Source organism: Listeria grayi, from assembly GCF_900638015.1.
GTDB lineage: Bacteria > Bacillota > Bacilli > Lactobacillales > Listeriaceae > Listeria > Listeria grayi.
Map to the genome: position 1 here is coordinate 2,273,931 of NZ_LR134483.1, position 16,070 is coordinate 2,290,000.

At 39.2% G+C, this 16,070-nt stretch carries 17 protein-coding genes, 14 tRNA genes and 2 rRNA genes (1 of these 33 only partly in view); 3 read left to right on the forward strand and 30 right to left on the reverse strand.

The genetic code is table 11. The features are described 5' to 3' along the window. Positions 1 to 8 precede the first annotated feature (8 nt). The 13 genes from EL241_RS11145 to EL241_RS11205 all read right to left on the reverse strand — a co-directional run bounded on the left by EL241_RS11145 (position 9) and on the right by EL241_RS11205 (position 8,825). The gene (locus tag EL241_RS11145) at positions 9 to 671 is read right to left on the reverse strand and encodes a class A sortase (RefSeq protein WP_052009265.1); all 663 of its coding nucleotides are present in this window, start codon (positions 669 to 671) and stop codon (positions 9 to 11) included. A 54-nt stretch (positions 672 to 725) separates the two neighbouring features. Beyond that, a complete protein-coding gene (locus tag EL241_RS11150) occupies positions 726 to 2,630 on the reverse strand; it encodes an isopeptide-forming domain-containing fimbrial protein (protein ID WP_077912825.1) in 1,905 nt (634 codons plus the stop codon). A gap of 137 nt (positions 2,631 to 2,767) precedes the next feature. Then, on the reverse strand, positions 2,768 to 2,962 hold the full coding sequence (locus tag EL241_RS11155; RefSeq protein WP_036107587.1) for a hypothetical protein: 195 nt from the start codon (positions 2,960 to 2,962) through the stop codon (positions 2,768 to 2,770). Then, entirely contained in the window at positions 2,949 to 3,287 is a 339-nt protein-coding gene (locus tag EL241_RS11160) for a hypothetical protein (protein WP_036107588.1), read from the reverse strand. Before EL241_RS11160 ends, EL241_RS11155 begins: the two co-directional genes overlap by 14 nt. Before the next feature lies 1 nt (position 3,288). Beyond that, positions 3,289 to 3,549, reverse strand: coding sequence for a hypothetical protein (locus EL241_RS11165; protein WP_232020830.1), 261 nt, complete (start codon positions 3,547 to 3,549; stop codon positions 3,289 to 3,291). An 8-nt stretch (positions 3,550 to 3,557) separates the two neighbouring features. Beyond that, positions 3,558 to 3,911 carry a hypothetical protein gene (locus tag EL241_RS11170; RefSeq protein WP_036107590.1) on the reverse strand — a complete coding sequence of 118 codons (354 nt, stop codon included), beginning with the start codon at positions 3,909 to 3,911 and terminating at the stop codon, positions 3,558 to 3,560. A gap of 68 nt (positions 3,912 to 3,979) precedes the next feature. Beyond that, positions 3,980 to 4,996, reverse strand: a complete 1,017-nt coding sequence (locus EL241_RS11175; protein WP_036107592.1) for a replication initiation factor domain-containing protein — start codon at positions 4,994 to 4,996, stop codon at positions 3,980 to 3,982. A gap of 182 nt (positions 4,997 to 5,178) precedes the next feature. Then, entirely contained in the window at positions 5,179 to 6,591 is a 1,413-nt protein-coding gene (locus tag EL241_RS11180) for a cell division protein FtsK (RefSeq protein WP_036107594.1), read from the reverse strand. Positions 6,592 to 6,606: 15 nt separating this feature from the next. Continuing rightward, complete coding sequence (locus EL241_RS11185) at positions 6,607 to 6,996, reverse strand: DUF961 family protein (protein WP_052009267.1); 390 nt, start codon at positions 6,994 to 6,996, stop codon at positions 6,607 to 6,609. A gap of 25 nt (positions 6,997 to 7,021) precedes the next feature. Then, on the reverse strand, positions 7,022 to 7,330 hold the full coding sequence (locus tag EL241_RS11190) for a DUF961 family protein (RefSeq protein ID WP_036107595.1): 309 nt from the start codon (positions 7,328 to 7,330) through the stop codon (positions 7,022 to 7,024). Positions 7,331 to 7,410: 80 nt separating this feature from the next. Continuing rightward, positions 7,411 to 7,914, reverse strand: a complete 504-nt coding sequence (locus EL241_RS11195) for an antirestriction protein ArdA (RefSeq protein WP_036107598.1) — start codon at positions 7,912 to 7,914, stop codon at positions 7,411 to 7,413. Between the two features lie 460 nt (positions 7,915 to 8,374). Further along, a complete protein-coding gene (locus EL241_RS11200) occupies positions 8,375 to 8,587 on the reverse strand; it encodes a hypothetical protein (protein ID WP_077912826.1) in 213 nt (70 codons plus the stop codon). Between the two features lie 7 nt (positions 8,588 to 8,594). Continuing rightward, positions 8,595 to 8,825, reverse strand: a complete 231-nt coding sequence (locus EL241_RS11205) for a hypothetical protein (RefSeq protein ID WP_036107604.1) — start codon at positions 8,823 to 8,825, stop codon at positions 8,595 to 8,597. Between the two features lie 260 nt (positions 8,826 to 9,085). On the opposite strand from EL241_RS11205, the gene EL241_RS11210 reads away from it, so the two are divergent. Further along, the gene (locus tag EL241_RS11210) at positions 9,086 to 9,424 is read left to right on the forward strand and encodes a helix-turn-helix domain-containing protein (RefSeq protein ID WP_126320598.1); all 339 of its coding nucleotides are present in this window, start codon (positions 9,086 to 9,088) and stop codon (positions 9,422 to 9,424) included. A gap of 36 nt (positions 9,425 to 9,460) precedes the next feature. Here the strand turns inward: EL241_RS11210 and EL241_RS11215 are convergent, their stop codons facing one another. Then, the gene (locus tag EL241_RS11215; protein WP_036107607.1) at positions 9,461 to 9,640 is read right to left on the reverse strand and encodes a hypothetical protein; all 180 of its coding nucleotides are present in this window, start codon (positions 9,638 to 9,640) and stop codon (positions 9,461 to 9,463) included. 218 nt (positions 9,641 to 9,858) lie between these two features. On the opposite strand from EL241_RS11215, the gene EL241_RS11220 reads away from it, so the two are divergent. Next, a complete protein-coding gene (locus tag EL241_RS11220) occupies positions 9,859 to 10,731 on the forward strand; it encodes a helix-turn-helix domain-containing protein (protein WP_126320599.1) in 873 nt (290 codons plus the stop codon). Positions 10,732 to 10,746: 15 nt separating this feature from the next. Beyond that, positions 10,747 to 11,859, forward strand: coding sequence for a tyrosine-type recombinase/integrase (locus tag EL241_RS11225; protein WP_126320600.1), 1,113 nt, complete (start codon positions 10,747 to 10,749; stop codon positions 11,857 to 11,859). Positions 11,860 to 11,963: 104 nt separating this feature from the next. On the opposite strand, the gene EL241_RS11230 is transcribed toward EL241_RS11225, so the two are convergent. The 16 genes from EL241_RS11230 to EL241_RS11305 form a co-directional block, all read right to left on the reverse strand. Then, a tRNA-Leu gene (locus EL241_RS11230) sits at positions 11,964 to 12,048 on the reverse strand. A gap of 42 nt (positions 12,049 to 12,090) precedes the next feature. Further along, positions 12,091 to 12,164 (reverse strand) — tRNA-Cys (locus EL241_RS11235). 13 nt (positions 12,165 to 12,177) lie between these two features. Further along, positions 12,178 to 12,249, reverse strand: a tRNA-Gly gene (locus tag EL241_RS11240). 8 nt (positions 12,250 to 12,257) lie between these two features. Continuing rightward, a tRNA-Gln gene (locus EL241_RS11245) sits at positions 12,258 to 12,329 on the reverse strand. Between the two features lie 13 nt (positions 12,330 to 12,342). Continuing rightward, positions 12,343 to 12,415: transfer RNA gene (locus EL241_RS11250), tRNA-His, on the reverse strand. Between the two features lie 14 nt (positions 12,416 to 12,429). Further along, positions 12,430 to 12,503 (reverse strand) — tRNA-Trp (locus tag EL241_RS11255). A 14-nt stretch (positions 12,504 to 12,517) separates the two neighbouring features. Beyond that, positions 12,518 to 12,601, reverse strand: a tRNA-Tyr gene (locus tag EL241_RS11260). A 19-nt stretch (positions 12,602 to 12,620) separates the two neighbouring features. Further along, positions 12,621 to 12,693 (reverse strand) — tRNA-Phe (locus EL241_RS11265). A 3-nt stretch (positions 12,694 to 12,696) separates the two neighbouring features. Beyond that, positions 12,697 to 12,772, reverse strand: a tRNA-Asp gene (locus EL241_RS11270). Positions 12,773 to 12,775: 3 nt separating this feature from the next. Then, positions 12,776 to 12,849: transfer RNA gene (locus EL241_RS11275), tRNA-Met, on the reverse strand. A gap of 9 nt (positions 12,850 to 12,858) precedes the next feature. Next, positions 12,859 to 12,934: transfer RNA gene (locus EL241_RS11280), tRNA-Val, on the reverse strand. Positions 12,935 to 12,948: 14 nt separating this feature from the next. Next, positions 12,949 to 13,020: transfer RNA gene (locus tag EL241_RS11285), tRNA-Glu, on the reverse strand. Between the two features lie 25 nt (positions 13,021 to 13,045). After that, positions 13,046 to 13,135: transfer RNA gene (locus EL241_RS11290), tRNA-Ser, on the reverse strand. Between the two features lie 4 nt (positions 13,136 to 13,139). Continuing rightward, positions 13,140 to 13,215: transfer RNA gene (locus EL241_RS11295), tRNA-Asn, on the reverse strand. 12 nt (positions 13,216 to 13,227) lie between these two features. Further along, positions 13,228 to 13,343, reverse strand: a 5S ribosomal RNA gene (rrf, locus tag EL241_RS11300). A gap of 73 nt (positions 13,344 to 13,416) precedes the next feature. After that, a 23S ribosomal RNA gene (locus tag EL241_RS11305) occupies positions 13,417 to 16,070 on the reverse strand; it runs 279 nt beyond the window's last position.

The following is a 16,070-nucleotide window of genomic DNA, read 5'->3' on the forward strand; positions in this document are numbered from 1 at the left end:
CTCCTTTCTTAGTCCATTGGTAAGGCTGTAATCACAACCCGGTAATCGGTAGCTGTTCCTTTATCACAGGTAATCAATGTCAACTGTTCGTTTTTTGTTGGTAATAGCGCTGTTCCGTCGGTGTATTTAACAACCTTCTTTTTTGAGACTTGATAACGTTTCGTTTCCGTGCCTACTGTTACATTCAACGCATCCCCTTTTTTCAGTGTTGGTACATCAGAGAATAGAATTCCTTGCTCTCCCATATTATGACCGAGTAAAACAAAGTTTCCCTTTCCTAGTTTTGTGTCATTATATGTCGTTACGCCAGCTTTTAAATGCGCATTCGTCGTTTCTTGAATAATCGGCAATACTAACTCAAAATCTGGAATACTAATGGAACCAATTTTATTAATAATCGCTTGTTGGTAGGCTTTTGTTTGACTAAAAGCCTGTAAATCTTTCATCGTTGGACGTTCGACCTTCACTGTTTTAGAAGGATCAGGACGTTTTGCTGGTTTGTCTGATATGGAAGATTGCTTCTGCGCAGCTTGTTTCATTACCTTTTGATAGGTTTCTTTATCCTTCGCGTGCTGATGATCTTGATAAGCAAATAACCCCCCCATTCCTAATGTCAACAAAAGGGCTACTAAAAGCAGCAATAAAATCCATCTTTTTTTATTTTTTCTCATTGTCATTTCCTTTCTAAAGAAAGGAGGGGCAAACATCGCCCCTCTCTCTTCTTGTTATTTAAATAATCCTTGAATGAAATCAAAAAAACCATATCCGGAACCATTACCACTTGTTTTTGGAATAACTGGTGTTGGTTTTGGTGCTGGCTTAGGGGCAGATTTTGGCTTTGGAGTTACTACTTTTTTGGCAGAGATCGGAATATGGATGTCCACTTGCTTGGTTTTGGTATCTTTTCCATTCACAAGCATATGGGCATCATTCGGAATCACATATTCCTTTCCTTTTTTGTATTTAGATAAGTCGGCGTTTGTCTTCACTTTTGCGTCCACAATCATATAAAAGGATTTACCAAAGAAATCAGTTGGTTTTTTCGCTGTCCAGGTTACTTTTTCTTTATTCTTATCTACTTGGAGTGTTCCTTGATCAGTAATCTCTTTCTTCGTTTTGGTATCATAGACTTTCGCCTGTTGATAATCGAGGACATCTTCCATATCATCATAAACAGAAAGTGTCTTGATAATTTGATTATTCGGAGCTGTAAAATCTAGTCGATATTGAACTGCTTGTCCTTGTTTTAAACTTTCAGAATCAACAAGTTTTCCGTTCTTAGCGACTATTTTCTTCACTGCCTTTTCTACAATGGAAGGGATATGCGTATCGGTGTTATTAGACGGTTTCTTATCCTTATCTACTTCGGCGGTCGCTTTGTTTTTGATGTCGATCTCGCCTTTGTCATTGAGATACTTTGATAAATCAGCGCCATCTCGAATCGTCGCGTCAAACGTTACTTTGTATGTGTGACCGTAAATAGCTGCTTTCGCGAGTTCTGCTTTTTTAGCGACCACGTGTAAGACGTTTGCCTTATCCACCGAAATATCAAAGCGCTTCGATACGTCTTGTTTGTTTTCATCGGTTACTTTGATGTTTGTGACTTTCAACTCTGGAATGATCGGGTCAGTGATACTATAAGACGTATGATAAAAATCTGGCGATTCATCTGGAAGATTATGCGTCAACGTATAATGGTACGTTTCTTCCTCCGATTTCAACGTATTTTCCACTTTATCTTTTTCATCACTATCCGACACCCGTTTAATAGGTACTTGATTTTCTGTTGGCACAGGCTTTTTACCAGTTGTGTAGTAATAGTCAAAATTCAAACCAGTTTTGTAAGCATCTGTTTCATTTTTCATATAGCTTTCCGGTGTACGTCCTTCATATAAAGCCATATTTTTAATGAATTTGGTAGTTATTCCTGTTCCTTCATAAGTCCCAGTTACTAAAGTTTTAATATCCGTAGCAGGAGTATCTTTTGTCGTTTGTGATTCAAAAAGGACACTATCTTGCTTATCGGTATACTTTAAAACGGTATCTTTACTGAGATAGAAAGTATCAATACCCGTTTTAGGAATAGAAACGGATTGTCCTGCGTCAATATCACCATAAGACATAAAACCTTTCACTTTTAAGACTTTATTCGTTCCGTGTTCATAGAAAGTGGTGTTCACTGTCGCACTATTCATTCCTCGCATTTCAATCGCAAGACTTTTTTGCATACGCACATTGATATAGGCATTTTTTAGTGAGTAGGTACTCCAGTCTTTCACGGTAATAATCGCGTCTACCTTTTTCCCATTATATTCGCCCACATTGTTATAGCGAACTTTGGCATTTTTATTTTTTGCGTTATAGGGATCAATATAAAGCATTTTGATTCCTTTATCATTCGTAAAAACTTTGCCGATAGTTCCCACTTTTTCCGTTTTCGTATCCTTTAAAAATTGCGCGATAAAGGTATAGTCATTACTAACCGTTCCATCGCCGTTCGCTACAATTTTTGCATCTTTCGCATAGGCTGTTTCCGGATTGATATGCGCGACACCTAAAAGTGCGCTAGTTGTTAGCACACAGACACACAGGGTGCTTCCTAGCCTTTTACTTATTGTTTTACTGTTCATTCTATTTCCTTCTTTCCTGTTTTATTTTTCTTGTAGATAGTGATCTATTTGGGCTATTTGTTGGAGAGCGAATACGCATGTGTCACCTCTTTTCATAAAAAATAACCGTTCTCATTCGAATCGGTTTCTCGTAGCTTTTAACAATAAAATTTCACATAACGGTTGGTGTTTTGATATTTTTGTAGCACCCTTTGATCGGTGATATAGGTAGCGTCAAAGGCTTCGCCCGTTTGACATAATTCTCGTAATTTAATTCGCAAGGCTTCAAATATTTTGCCATCCAAATTCTTAATGGCTTTCCGTTTTACGTAAAATATTTTAGCTGTTTCCAATTTCTTCTACTCCTTTTAGTTTTTCTCGATATATCTCTTTAATAACAAAGTATGGTTTTTTTGGTAATACCAATAATTCGATCAGCTGTCCTTCTTGGAGAACAGAAATATAGGCATTATCTTCTTCTAAATCATTCAAGAACGTAAGTGCTTGCCTATCACATTGTAAATACAGCGCAATTTTATCTACTTTTCGTTTTCGCTTTCTTGCAAGATTCCCTTCGAAACAAAGAATGATAACTAGCGCGATCACAAAAATAGTTGTCATAAGCACAAAACTATAAACGCCTATATCCGAAAATAAGAGGGCTATTAAATTTTTCATTTCAATCTCCTTTCTTGACTAACATACGTGCATAAGCGATCAGTTCCGTTACACTTTTTTTATCCAAATACACATAGACACGTGTCATTTTCCCATGAAATCTTTTTTCGTATGTTGCCCGGTATAGCGTATATCGAATTTCTGCAAAGCCTTTCACTTTCTGTCCTTCAATCAGTAAAGTGGTATAACGCGTCATGTCTTTATAAAACACGTAATACGGTATGCCAACTACAAAACCAAGTTCCCGAAGCACTTCATTCACGCCATTTTTCATGAGGATGGAAAATAGATCTCGTCCACTTCTCGTTGAATTTCATCAATAACATAATCGACGATATATTGCTTCTCATCTGGGTTTAAATTGAAAGACTTGTTTTGAAAGTAGTTGGATAAGAACTGATAAATGGATCGGTTAAACGTTTCATGATGGGTTTTCAGCATGTAACGACTTGCCTTCACAATCCCCGATTTTTCCTTCTCACTCATAGCATTAATCCCTCTCTGCCATTTCACGCGTAAATCATTTATCTGTTTGTCATAACAACTTAGAAAAGCGTCAAGAGCACGTTCTGCTTCGACATATAGATTGATAGGTTCCTGCCTAACACTTGGTTTTACAGCCATTTCCATCACTCCTTACTGATTTTTGGCATAAAAAATAACCGTTCTAAGAAGAATCGGTTTTCGTTTGCTTATTCACAGATAAAGTCTTGCATATTACCTACAAGGACTTCTAACATATGGACTTGTCGATCACTTAATTTTGCCCGGGTGATCATGTCCTCGATCGTGGAATCGGTTTCTAACATATCGTCCCTAATTTGAACCATTCGCATAGACGCCGCTGCTTGTGATCGAAGCCAGTTTTCGGTACGTTGGTAAAAGTTTGTTTTGGGAGCTACTTTTAAAGGGATGGCATCAATATCACGTATCAAGCGATCCCATCCTTTCACTAACTTTTTTAGTTTCAACTTTCCTGTGTCGAGCGATTCGTCATAGTGGAAAGCGAGGTATTCTTTTAATACGCCACGACCAACGATCGAACAATCACGCACTTTCAATAATTCCTCGAGGGCAAGTTCCGCACGTTCATCGGTAAAGCGTAATTCGTAACGGTTCCATGCGCCGATTTCTTCCACGCTAACTTTTTGTTTCTTGGCTTGTTCATAATTTTTTTGATACATCGTTAAATAAATATTACTTTTTTTCGAGCCAAAGTAGATCGTCACACCTTCCGTTTCGCCAGTGTTAATATTACCAGTACCATTAAACGTAAAGCTATTAAATCTTGATTCTGCGTATCGTAATTCGGTAAAGGTCAGACAATCCGGAATATGGATATATTCTTTGGTGTCATCAACAGCAATATCTAACCGCGTAATTTTTCCGCCAGCTTGCATAGCTGTTTCAATAAAATCAAACCATGTTCTTTTTTGCGCTTCTAGTATCGCCTCTAATTCCCGGCAACCTTGCCCGGCAAGTTCGATCATGATGCCTCGTTTATCCAGTGGCGCTGATAGGTATACGCGAATCTGATCGAACTGAAATAATTCTACATACCCATATTTACCAGACTTTTCACGGAAGAAGTATTCTTCTCGCATTCGCAAAACTTCGTTTAATATAAATTCAATGTCATGTTGTTTGAACGTCATACGAAAATAGTCAATACAACCGGACAGTTTTTGTTTTGGTTTTAAAATGTTCATTTTTACCCCCTAAAATTTACACCCCTTAGCCATTGAGCCTGTAAGGCGCATGTCCGTTCCCACTTCCAATTCTACCCCCCTGTTAGTAGTGGGGGGTTCTTCATTTTCGACGTCGCACGTCGCTTTGCGCTGTCGCTAGCGGCTGTCGCCGCATACGCGACGCGCGACGTCGAAGAACATATTTATACCACCTTCTTAAACGCCTCAATAAAATTAAAATCTTTTTTTACAAGTGGACTATAAAACTCCGAGATAACCCCTTTCCCACTATCTGCGTATCCAAAGCCCACGACTTCTTTTTGAGAAAATTTCTTATCAGTATCGCCAAACATCATCGAATACCCAACTTCTGAATTTTTACCAAGTGCAATTCGGTAGTGAAACTGATCTCGAATCCCGTCCGCTAAATATTTTGCGTCTGGTCGCTGTAAACCTGCAATCAAGAAGAAGCCTGCTTGTCTACCAAGCATGACAATCTGTTTTAGATCAGACATCACTTTGCCCTGCTCTTTATAATCCAACATTTCCATAAAAGCAACCACTTCATCAAAAATCAAGAATTGTGGACGTAATCCCAATGCCCGATAGTTTTTCCCAGTTTCATAATTAGGATGTTGTTTCATTTGTTCGGAACGTTCTACCATCGCTTTTCTAAAGTTATGAATAACCATTTGTATTCCTGTCGCTTGCGAATAAACACGCGGAAATATTCCTTCTAAATCAGCTAGATCGGCATTTTTAGGATCAGCAATATAAATATCTTCTTTCTTGCATTCTCCTCTCACAAGCCCTAATAGAACCGATAAAATCACGTAAGTTTTCCCTGCACCAGTTCCTCCAGAAATCAACATATGGGGCATTTTATCGTATTTCCATTCCGACCGCTTCATTAGCTTCAAGGAACCATTTTTAGCAATAACATCGGATAAATTCAAACGATCCCGACTAATAGCATAAATAAATTGATAACAGATATATCCTTCCTCGCGGACTTCGCTAACTAGTTCCGCAAATAACATCACTTCCAGACTTTTGGCTACATCTAAATAATTTTCTTGATAAGCACTACCATCTGTTGGAAAACGGATATAGATAAAATCATTGGTGTATCGGAAATACACCCGCGGAAAATAAGTCCTTCGCTCCTTTGTGACCGTTTTTGTCGGTGTACTTTTACCAAAGGTCATTATATCCTCTAGCCAATTTTTCTGCTCCTTCTGAAAAGATTCGGTATCATACCAACCACGATCAATGATAAACCTTGCCACCTGCTGCTTTTGTTTCATCAAGACATACCGATCAAAGAATATAATACGCAGTATGAATAAGAAAAGGAAAGAAAATCCTAAACTAGATATAACAGCATAAAACAAGCCCATGTAGTTAATCGTCTGCACATATTCCTTGATACCTTCTACACTAACCTCTAATGGAAAAGCAGGCATAACTTGAAAAAATTTCCCTGTCAAGACTAACAATATAAGAAAAGCAGGTAATCCAATCAAGATTCCTGCTTTCTTCACGGCGTATCGGGTTTTATACTTGATCCGTTTGCCACGATATTTATAAATATACTTTTCAATAAACTTTTTCATTTGCTAACCCTCAAATCATTTTTGTGGTTTTGTTTTTTCGGGTTCTACTGGCTTACTTGTAGCATTTACCGGAACAATATTTTCAGCCTCAATTTTATAATTGACGATGGGACGGTTATTATCATTAACTCCTACAAAAGGTGTGATCTTTATATTTTTTAGTTTTACTTCTGCCATAAACGGTATATCTAGGTTCTCCTTTTCAGCTGGCACAAAAATCGTTAAAATGTCGTCCTGCGCTTCACTTTTCACACCATATCGTCTAGCTTTTACCTCTCCTGTATATTCCCCGTCCGCAGTTTCCATTTGTTGCCCGTCTGTCCCAATAAACTTCAACTTCCCGAACGTTTTTTCTAAATCAATATTGTCACTCGTTAGTTTATTTTGTTTGTTTACACGAATCATTAATATACACTCCTTTAAATTTGTTTTATACACTTAAAATATTTTCAGCAATAACTACCCAACGAATAATTGAACCGCTATTGGATCGCTGTGTTCGTCCAATCACTTTCGGATTCACTAATTGGACAGGTACATCACTTTCAAAAGGTGGCACATTTACTTCTTCTGGAACAAATACTTCTAAGCCCCCTGCGTGTTTTGCACCATATAAGGTATAGCACTTATGTGTCACTCTTCGATTTGCGCCTGTTCCTTCAGTCAAATCATTCATCGTATTTCGTTTACAAAATGCGAGTTTTCCAAACTCTTCCTCTTTTAAATAAATAGCTTCCATGTTAAAACCTCATTTCATTTATTTTTTTCAACAAAAAAGAGTATAGCTTTTTACCATACTCTTCCAGATTGTTTTTTAGTTTAAATACCTAAGTCAAAGACCATACCATTTGCGACATAATAGTTTCCTTCAATCTCTAAATCTCGTGCAAAAGATTGGTAGTTAAAATAGCGTTGTAATAACTCAGAAGCATTTGCGAAAAATCCACCCGCTTTTACGATATCATAAGCGACATCTGTCATATTAGAACAACCTTCATAAATGACTATATCATCGATCGATTCTAACGCTTCCTCAACCGAGCCAAAATAGCCATCTGACACAAGTTCCCCGATATAATCTATAACGGGAGAACTTGCATGTTCATCAAATAGTTCAGCAAGATAATTTAAATGATCAATTGAATCTTGTTCATTAATCGTAAATGGTGCTTCATAATCTTGAATAAGATATTCATCTTGTTCCTCGAGATCCATTTCTTCCGCGATCTCTTCATAAGAAGTTGGTAGTGTAAACCACTTGCCTTGTTTGATTCCATTCGCATGTTTTACTAGATTGGTAACAAAAATCTTGATTTCTACCATACACCTTACCTCTTTTCTAGGTGATTTTCGCTAGATAAAAATTTTATTTTATCATGACGGCGCTTATCAGTAATTCCAAGAATCCTCGCATTATTTTCTTATGCCGCTCCCTGCACTTCGTTTTTAATGCTCCCATACAAAATTACTTAGTAGGCTTTAAGGATATGCCAACCCGACTGTTTTCAGTTTACAGACAACCCGTGCCTTTCAAGCCACGATTATTCTCGTAAGCGAGACCACTCGAAATGCACACGTGACAAACTACAAGTTTTACGCTACAATAAAACTGTTGAGATTTTATAGGAGCGTTCTTGAATTCATCAAGGCGCTTTTCTTATACCCAAAATTTGTTATTCGTTGATGTGTGGGCTATGTAGTTTTCAAAGAACAGTTTTAGCAATAAATAATTGGTGAACGTTGTTTTGCGCCTGTATGGTGGTATACCTTCACACCATCAAGATCAAGTTAATAGTTCATTTAATTGGCGGCGATAAACGCCATAATGCTTACAAATCCGACGATAAGAAACCCCTTTTGTAAGTAAAAATCGAATCACTTCTTTTGAGAGTGGCTCTTTCATAAAGTGGTCTATCATCACACTTTTTAACGCTAAACTCATTCGTAAGTTCCAATCGCCTTCCATTTGTCTTGCGAGAGGAACAGCTTGTTTCATGAAATTTTTAGTTTGGTTGTAATTCAATTTGATTAGCCACCTTTAAACTATTATCAATTTCACTTACGTTCAAAAAATATCTTTCAGCAAAATAACGTTTATTTATACGACCTCTAACAGTTTTAAAACCTTCCAACTCCAATTCTTCATTTAACTTTTGAATAATCTTCTGGGAAGCACTTCTTTTTAATCCTAATACTATACAAACATCCTTATTGGATAAAAAATCTTTGTCCATATAATCAACCTTTCATATTTATCCTACAAGCTAAATAAATAGATCAAATTGACAAAAAGTATTCTTTTTGATACTATATAGCCATAGTTCTATAACCAACTAAATCAATGCGTTTGGGGAAACGTAAGGTAAATGCTTTTTGTGTGGTTTAAACTAAATATTTAGCTTGTATTTACATAATAATCTAATTGAATACTTTTGTCAATTATTTTTACTCAATTAAATACTTTTTGTTTTTACAGGCTCGAGGATGGTTTATATTGTCTACTTTTGATATTATAAAAAAATTATCTGTAGAGAAAGGGAAAAATGTAAAAGAAGTAGCTCTAGAATTAGGCTTTGGAGAGAATCTTTTTTATAAATGGAAAACACAAAGTCCAACGACAGATAAACTTCAAAAAGTCGCTGATTACTTTAATGTTTCTACTGATTATTTATTGGGAAGAACTAACGATCGCTACTCGCATCTTAAAATTGAAGACTCACATATTACATCTAATCTAGAAACATCAAATGATTTTATAAATATCCTAAAAAATGCCGATAAAGAAAAATTGGAAAAACTTGAACAACTTTGGAAAATATTAAACGAAGAATAAAAAAGACCTCTACTTTTCCAAGTAGGGGTCGAAATTTCATATTTTTGATAATCTACCATAAATAAAAATCGCAATTTTTTTTGCCGTATCATCGGAAATATTTTCTTTCTTTAGCAGTCCCATTAGTTTTTTATCTTTTTCTGCTAAATTTATCAGATCTATAATATTTTTATATTCCGAATTTTCTTTAGAAACTGATCGATCAAACTCTTCCATCAAATTCACCTCTGAAGTCTAATAAATATACATTTAAACATGAATATTGATGAAAACATTCACTAAACTTGCAACAATCGGTAAAACTAACAGAGATTTAAAAAATAAACTCTTCCAATTTCTATTCATTACATCTCACCACCTTCTATGTAAACATTATAACAAACATTTTAAGAATTTATAAAATAATAGCATATAGTAATATTAGGAGTGAATATATGAAACCAGCAGGAGAAACGATTAAAGAGATTAGAATTATGAAGAACCTTCGACAACAAGACTTTACTGAATTATCACAAGCTGCAATAGCAAGCATTGAATCAAAAAAACGAAATATAACTATTGATAAATTGCAAAGTATATTAAATGACTTTAATATGAGCCTTAGAGAGTTTGAGTATATAAGGAATGACTATTCTTTCTTTCCAACGGATAAGATTTTCTTTGAATTTACTAGTATAAAAAATTCAATCGAGAGAAAAGCTGGCAGCAAGTTAATAAAAGAGATGGAAATCCATTTAGAAAAAAATCCTACTGATTTTATTATTTATTGTATGTACGTAATAGAGGATGTATTTCTAAAAATTAGTGAAAAGAATTCCTATAATATTGAAAGTCCTGAATCATTTCAAATATGGAGTACACTCTATAATCGACCTAAATGGACATACCAAGAAATTTTTATTATGTCCAAACTCTTTTATGTCTACCCATTTGAAATAGCAACCAAAGTGATCAGGCGAATCGAAAAAGAAATGGCTAAGTATTTAGACTTTTTAAAAGAAATAAATTTTGACTGTACTTTTTATTTAAATGTAGGAAAATTTTTCATCCATAATAAAGAACTAATATTAGCTAAATCATACTTATCTAAAGTTCTTCCATTATGTAAAAAGCACGATAAAATAATTTTAGAAATAGACGCCGAAGCCCATCTAGCAATAATTTCTCATCTTAATGGTGACAAAAATGCTCACTTACTAGTAGCAGATAAAATTGATCTATATAAAAGACTAAACAGACCTAATTTAGCACACGATTTAGAAACAGATTGGAATACTTTCTTCAAAAATAAGAACTATCACTTTTAACCCAAGGAGTCAGCCATGAGTATTAGAAAAGACAATAGAGGTAGATACATTATCGATGTTTCTGCAGGATTTGATAATCTGACAGGAAAAAGATTAAAAAAAATACGAAAAGGAATAACGACATATGCAGAAGCACAAATAATTGAAAAACAATTACGCGAAGAATTATCTGATAGAACTCATATATCAAAACAGAAATTAATAATCGCAGATCTTTGGAGACATTATAAAGAAGAAATTTTATTGAATCATAAAATTTCATACGTTCAGACACAAGAATATAATTATAAGGCTCATATAATTCCATACTTTGAAAAAGCAAATATTAAAAAATTAAATAAAAATGATGTAGTAGAGTTTAGAGAATACTTATTAGCTATAAATCTCAGCCCTAACACTTGTAATAAGATAACAATATTACTAAAAAAAATATTAGATATCGGTTTGGAAAACCATATGCTACAAAGTAATCCTGCAAAAGGAATAAAGAAACTTACCATAGAAAAGCAAACAATGGATTTTTGGACTATCGATGAATTTAAACATTTTCTTTCATTACTCGATTCAACAGAACAATCATATAAAGTCTTCTTTTTGACCCTATATTTTACTGGTATCAGACTGGGAGAAGCTCTAGCACTTACATGGAAAGATTTAAATGTCTATAAGCAAGAATTAGAGATAAATAAATCTTTTAGTATTCATAAAGGTATCGTAACAATTACAACACCAAAAACAAAATATTCAAACAGACGTATTAGTATTAATAAATCTTTACTTGATCAACTCATTGAATGGAAAATGATTCAAAAAAGCACACTCGAAAGTTATCTTTTAAAGCAATCTGACGAAACACCTATTTTTCAATTTTCGTCTAATCTAACAAACAAAGACTTAATCTATAGAAAGTTCGCGTCCATATGCAATCGAGATAAGAATCTAAAGAAAATACGAATACACGATTTTAGACATTCACATGTCGCTTTACTTATTGATAATGGTGAAGACTATACCATTATAAAAGAAAGACTAGGGCATTCGAGTATTACAACTACTATTGACGTATACGGTCATTTATTTCCGAATCGACAAAAATCCACTGCAGATAAGCTAGACCAATTCTTTTAGAACTCAGCTTATTATAAGTAAGTGGAAACTTTGTGGAAACTTATAGCGTTTTTCTAATAAAAATTAAAAACCCCAATGCTACTAAAAGCATTGGGGCTAATTGATACCGGCGGCCGGGGTCGAACCGGCACGCCCTTAACGGGCACTGGATTTTGAGTCCAGCGCGTCTGCCAATTCCGCCACGCCGGCACGTTACAAATATAGTATAACTTAAATTAAACTGCTTTTCAATGGAGGCGCCAACCGGATTTGAACCGGTGATAAAGGTTTTGCAGACCTCTGCCTTACCACTTGGCTATGGCGCCATTCAAATGAAAAAGCGGAAGACGGGGTTCGAACCCGCGACCCCCACCTTGGCAAGGTGATGTTCTACCACTGAACTACTTCCGCAAAAAAAACTGGGCCAGCTGGATTCGAACCAACGCGTGACGGAATCAAAATCCGTTGCCTTACCGCTTGGCTATGGCCCATCGTTTATAAAGGGGCGGATGATGGGAATCGAACCCACGAATGCCTGAACCACAATCAGGTGCGTTAACCACTTCGCCACATCCGCCATTATATTAAATTTGGCAGGGGCAGTAGGAATCGAACCCACACTGGAGGTTTTGGAGACCTCAGTTCTACCTTTAAACTATGCCCCTATAAAGATAAAAAATGGTGGGGGGAAGTGGATTCGAACCACTGAACCCGAAGGAGCGGATTTACAGTCCGCCGCGTTTAGCCACTTCGCTATCCCCCCGTATGAAACTATTAAAAAGTGGCTTGGGACAGAATCGAACTGCCGACACCTTGAGCTTCAATCAAGTGCTCTACCAACTGAGCTACCAAGCCAAATGGCGGTTCCGACGGGATTTGAACCCGCGATCTCCTGCGTGACAGGCAGGCATGTTAACCCCTACACCACGGAACCGAATTGCGGGGACAGGATTTGAACCTGCGACCTTCGGGTTATGAGCCCGACGAGCTACCAGACTGCTCCACCCCGCGACAATAATATGGTGGAGGTTAACGGGATCGAACCGCTGACCCTCTGCTTGTAAGGCAGATGCTCTCCCAGCTGAGCTAAACCTCCATATGTTTTAAAAGTGACCCGTACGGGATTCGAACCCGTGTTACCGCCGTGAAAGGGCGGTGTCTTAACCGCTTGACCAACGGGCCATAAAATAAGAATAAGATATAAATACGGAGAGCAAGGGATTCGAACCCTTGAGACGGTGTTGACCGCCTACACGGTTTCCAACCGTGCTCCTTCGGCCAGCTCGGACAGCTCTCCAAAATGGCTCCACAGGTAGGACTCGAACCTACGACCGATCGGTTAACAGCCGATTGCTCTACCAACTGAGCTACTGTGGAATAATAAAACTTGCCCGGCAGCGACCTACTCTCACAGGGGGAAACCCCCTACTACCATTGGCGCAGAGAAGCTTAACTACCGTGTTCGGGATGGGAACGGGTGTGACCTTCTCGCCATAACTACCAGACAATATAAGAGAAAAACATTCTCTCAAAACTAGAGAAGAAAGGTTGTAAAGTTTTCACCGACAATCATTTTTATTGGTTAAGTCCTCGATCGATTAGTATTTGTCCGCTCCATATGTTGCCATACTTCCACTCCAAACCTATCTACCTGATCATCTTTCAGGGATCTTACTTTCCGAAGAAATGGGAAATCTCATCTTGAGGGGGGCTTCACGCTTAGATGCTTTCAGCGTTTATCCCTACCGCACATAGCTACCCAGCGATGCTCCTGGCGGAACAACTGGTACACCAGCGGTGCGTCCATCCCGGTCCTCTCGTACTAAGGACAGCTCCTCTCAAATTTCCTGCGCCCGCGACGGATAGGGACCGAACTGTCTCACGACGTTCTGAACCCAGCTCGCGTGCCGCTTTAATGGGCGAACAGCCCAACCCTTGGGACCGACTACAGCCCCAGGATGCGACGAGCCGACATCGAGGTGCCAAACCTCCCCGTCGATGTGGACTCTTGGGGGAGATAAGCCTGTTATCCCCGGGGTAGCTTTTATCCGTTGAGCGATGGCCCTTCCATGCGGAACCACCGGATCACTAAGCCCGACTTTCGTCCCTGCTCGACTTGTCAGTCTCGCAGTCAAGCTCCCTTGTGCCTTTACACTCTGCGAATGATTTCCATCCATTCTGAGGGAACCTTTGGGCGCCTCCGTTACTCTTTAGGAGGCGACCGCCCCAGTCAAACTGCCCACCTGACACTGTCTCCCCACGCGCTAAGCGTGGCGGGTTAGAATGGTCATACAGCCAGGGTAGTATCCCACCATTGCCTCCTTGCACGCTGGCGCGCGCAGCTCTTAGGCTCCTACCTATCCTGTACAAGCGGTACAAACATTCCATATCAGGTTGCAGTAAAGCTCCACGGGGTCTTTCCGTCCTGTCGCGGGTAACCTGCATCTTCACAGGTACTATAATTTCACCGAGTCTCTCGTTGAGACAGTGCCCAGATCGTTGCGCCTTTCGTGCGGGTCGGAACTTACCCGACAAGGAATTTCGCTACCTTAGGACCGTTATAGTTACGGCCGCCGTTTACTGGGGCTTCAATTCGCACCTTCGCTTGCGCTAAGCGCTCCTCTTAACCTTCCAGCACCGGGCAGGCGTCAGCCCCTATACGTCACCTTACGGTTTTGCAGAGACCTGTGTTTTTGCTAAACAGTCGCCTGGGCCTATTCACTGCGGCTCTCTCGGGCTTTCACCCTAATAGAGCACCCCTTCTCCCGAAGTTACGGGGTCATTTTGCCGAGTTCCTTAACGAGAGTTCTCTCGCTCACCTTAGGATTCTCTCCTCATCTACCTGTGTCGGTTTGCGGTACGGGCAGTACAGTTCTAACTAGAGGCTTTTCTTGACAGCGTGAAATCAGGAACTTCCGTACTTAATTTCCTTCCCCATCACAGCTCATGCTTCGCAAGAAGCGGATTTGCCTACTTCTCACACTCACTGCTTGGACGCACCTTTCCATTCGTGCGATTCCTTATCCTTCTGTGTCACCCCATTGCTCAAACAAACGGCACTGGTACAGGAATATCAACCTGTTGTCCATCGCCTACGCCTATCGGCCTCGGCTTAGGTCCCGACTAACCCTGAGCGGACGAGCCTTCCTCAGGAAACCTTAGATATTCGGTGGAAGGGATTCTCACCCTTCTTTCGCTACTCATACCGGCATTCTCACTTCTAAGCGCTCCACCAGTCCTTCCGGTCTGACTTCAACGCCCTTAGAACGCTCTCCTACCACGAACATCCGAAGATGTTCATCCACAGTTTCGGTAATACGTTTAGCCCCGGTACATTTTCGGCGCGGGGTCACTCGACCAGTGAGCTATTACGCACTCTTTCAATGGTGGCTGCTTCTAAGCCAACATCCTGGTTGTCTAAGCAACCCCACATCCTTTTCCACTTAACGTATATTTTGGGACCTTAACTGGTGGTCTGGGCTGTTTCCCTTTCGACTACGGATCTTATCACTCGCAGTCTGACTCCCGAGTATAAGTACATGGCATTCGGAGTTTATCTGAATTCGGTAACCCGAGAAGGGCCCCTAGTCCAAACAGTGCTCTACCTCCACGACTCTTTACCTCGAGGCTAGCCCTAAAGCTATTTCGGAGAGAACCAGCTATCTCCAAGTTCGATTGGAATTTCTCCGCTACCCACACCTCATCCCCGCACTTTTCAACGTGCGTGGGTTCGGGCCTCCAGTAAGTATTACCTTACCTTCACCCTGGACATGGGTAGATCACCTGGTTTCGGGTCTACGACCTGTTACTTCATACGCCCTATTCAGACTCGCTTTCGCTACGGCTCCGCTTTTTCCGCTTAACCTTGCAACAAATCGTAACTCGCCGGTTCATTCTACAAAAGGCACGCTATCACCCATTAACGGGCTCTAACTACTTGTAGGCACACGGTTTCAGGTACTATTTCACTCCCCTTCCGGGGTGCTTTTCACCTTTCCCTCACGGTACTGGTTCACTATCGGTCACTAGGGAGTATTTAGCCTTGGGAGATGGTCCTCCCGGATTCCGACGGAATTTCACGTGTTCCGCCGTACTCAGGATCCACTCTGGAGGGAAAGACGTTTCGACTACCGGGCTTTTACCGTCTCTGGCGGGCCTTTCCAGACCGCTTCATCTACATCCTTCTTTTGTAACTCCGTATAGAGTGTCCTACAACCCCAAGAAGCAAGCTT

Excerpts from the sequence above, each read along its gene's own strand:
- EL241_RS11145 (WP_052009265.1), bottom strand. The coding sequence starts at position 671 with ATGAGAAAAAATAAAAAAAGATGGATTTTATTGCTGCTTTTAGTAGCC.
- EL241_RS11150 (WP_077912825.1), bottom strand. The coding sequence starts at position 2,630 with ATGAACAGTAAAACAATAAGTAAAAGGCTAGGAAGCACCCTGTGTGTC.
- EL241_RS11160 (WP_036107588.1), bottom strand. The coding sequence starts at position 3,287 with ATGAAAAATTTAATAGCCCTCTTATTTTCGGATATAGGCGTTTATAGT.
- EL241_RS11170 (WP_036107590.1), bottom strand. The coding sequence starts at position 3,911 with ATGGCTGTAAAACCAAGTGTTAGGCAGGAACCTATCAATCTATATGTC.
- EL241_RS11175 (WP_036107592.1), bottom strand. The coding sequence starts at position 4,996 with ATGAACATTTTAAAACCAAAACAAAAACTGTCCGGTTGTATTGACTAT.
- EL241_RS11180 (WP_036107594.1), bottom strand. The coding sequence starts at position 6,591 with ATGAAAAAGTTTATTGAAAAGTATATTTATAAATATCGTGGCAAACGG.
- EL241_RS11185 (WP_052009267.1), bottom strand. The coding sequence starts at position 6,996 with ATGATTCGTGTAAACAAACAAAATAAACTAACGAGTGACAATATTGAT.
- EL241_RS11190 (WP_036107595.1), bottom strand. The coding sequence starts at position 7,330 with ATGGAAGCTATTTATTTAAAAGAGGAAGAGTTTGGAAAACTCGCATTT.
- EL241_RS11195 (WP_036107598.1), bottom strand. The coding sequence starts at position 7,914 with ATGGTAGAAATCAAGATTTTTGTTACCAATCTAGTAAAACATGCGAAT.
- EL241_RS11200 (WP_077912826.1), bottom strand. The coding sequence starts at position 8,587 with ATGAAACAAGCTGTTCCTCTCGCAAGACAAATGGAAGGCGATTGGAAC.
- EL241_RS11205 (WP_036107604.1), bottom strand. The coding sequence starts at position 8,825 with ATGGACAAAGATTTTTTATCCAATAAGGATGTTTGTATAGTATTAGGA.
- EL241_RS11215 (WP_036107607.1), bottom strand. The coding sequence starts at position 9,640 with ATGGAAGAGTTTGATCGATCAGTTTCTAAAGAAAATTCGGAATATAAA.
- EL241_RS11220 (WP_126320599.1), top strand. The coding sequence starts at position 9,859 with ATGAAACCAGCAGGAGAAACGATTAAAGAGATTAGAATTATGAAGAAC.
- EL241_RS11225 (WP_126320600.1), top strand. The coding sequence starts at position 10,747 with ATGAGTATTAGAAAAGACAATAGAGGTAGATACATTATCGATGTTTCT.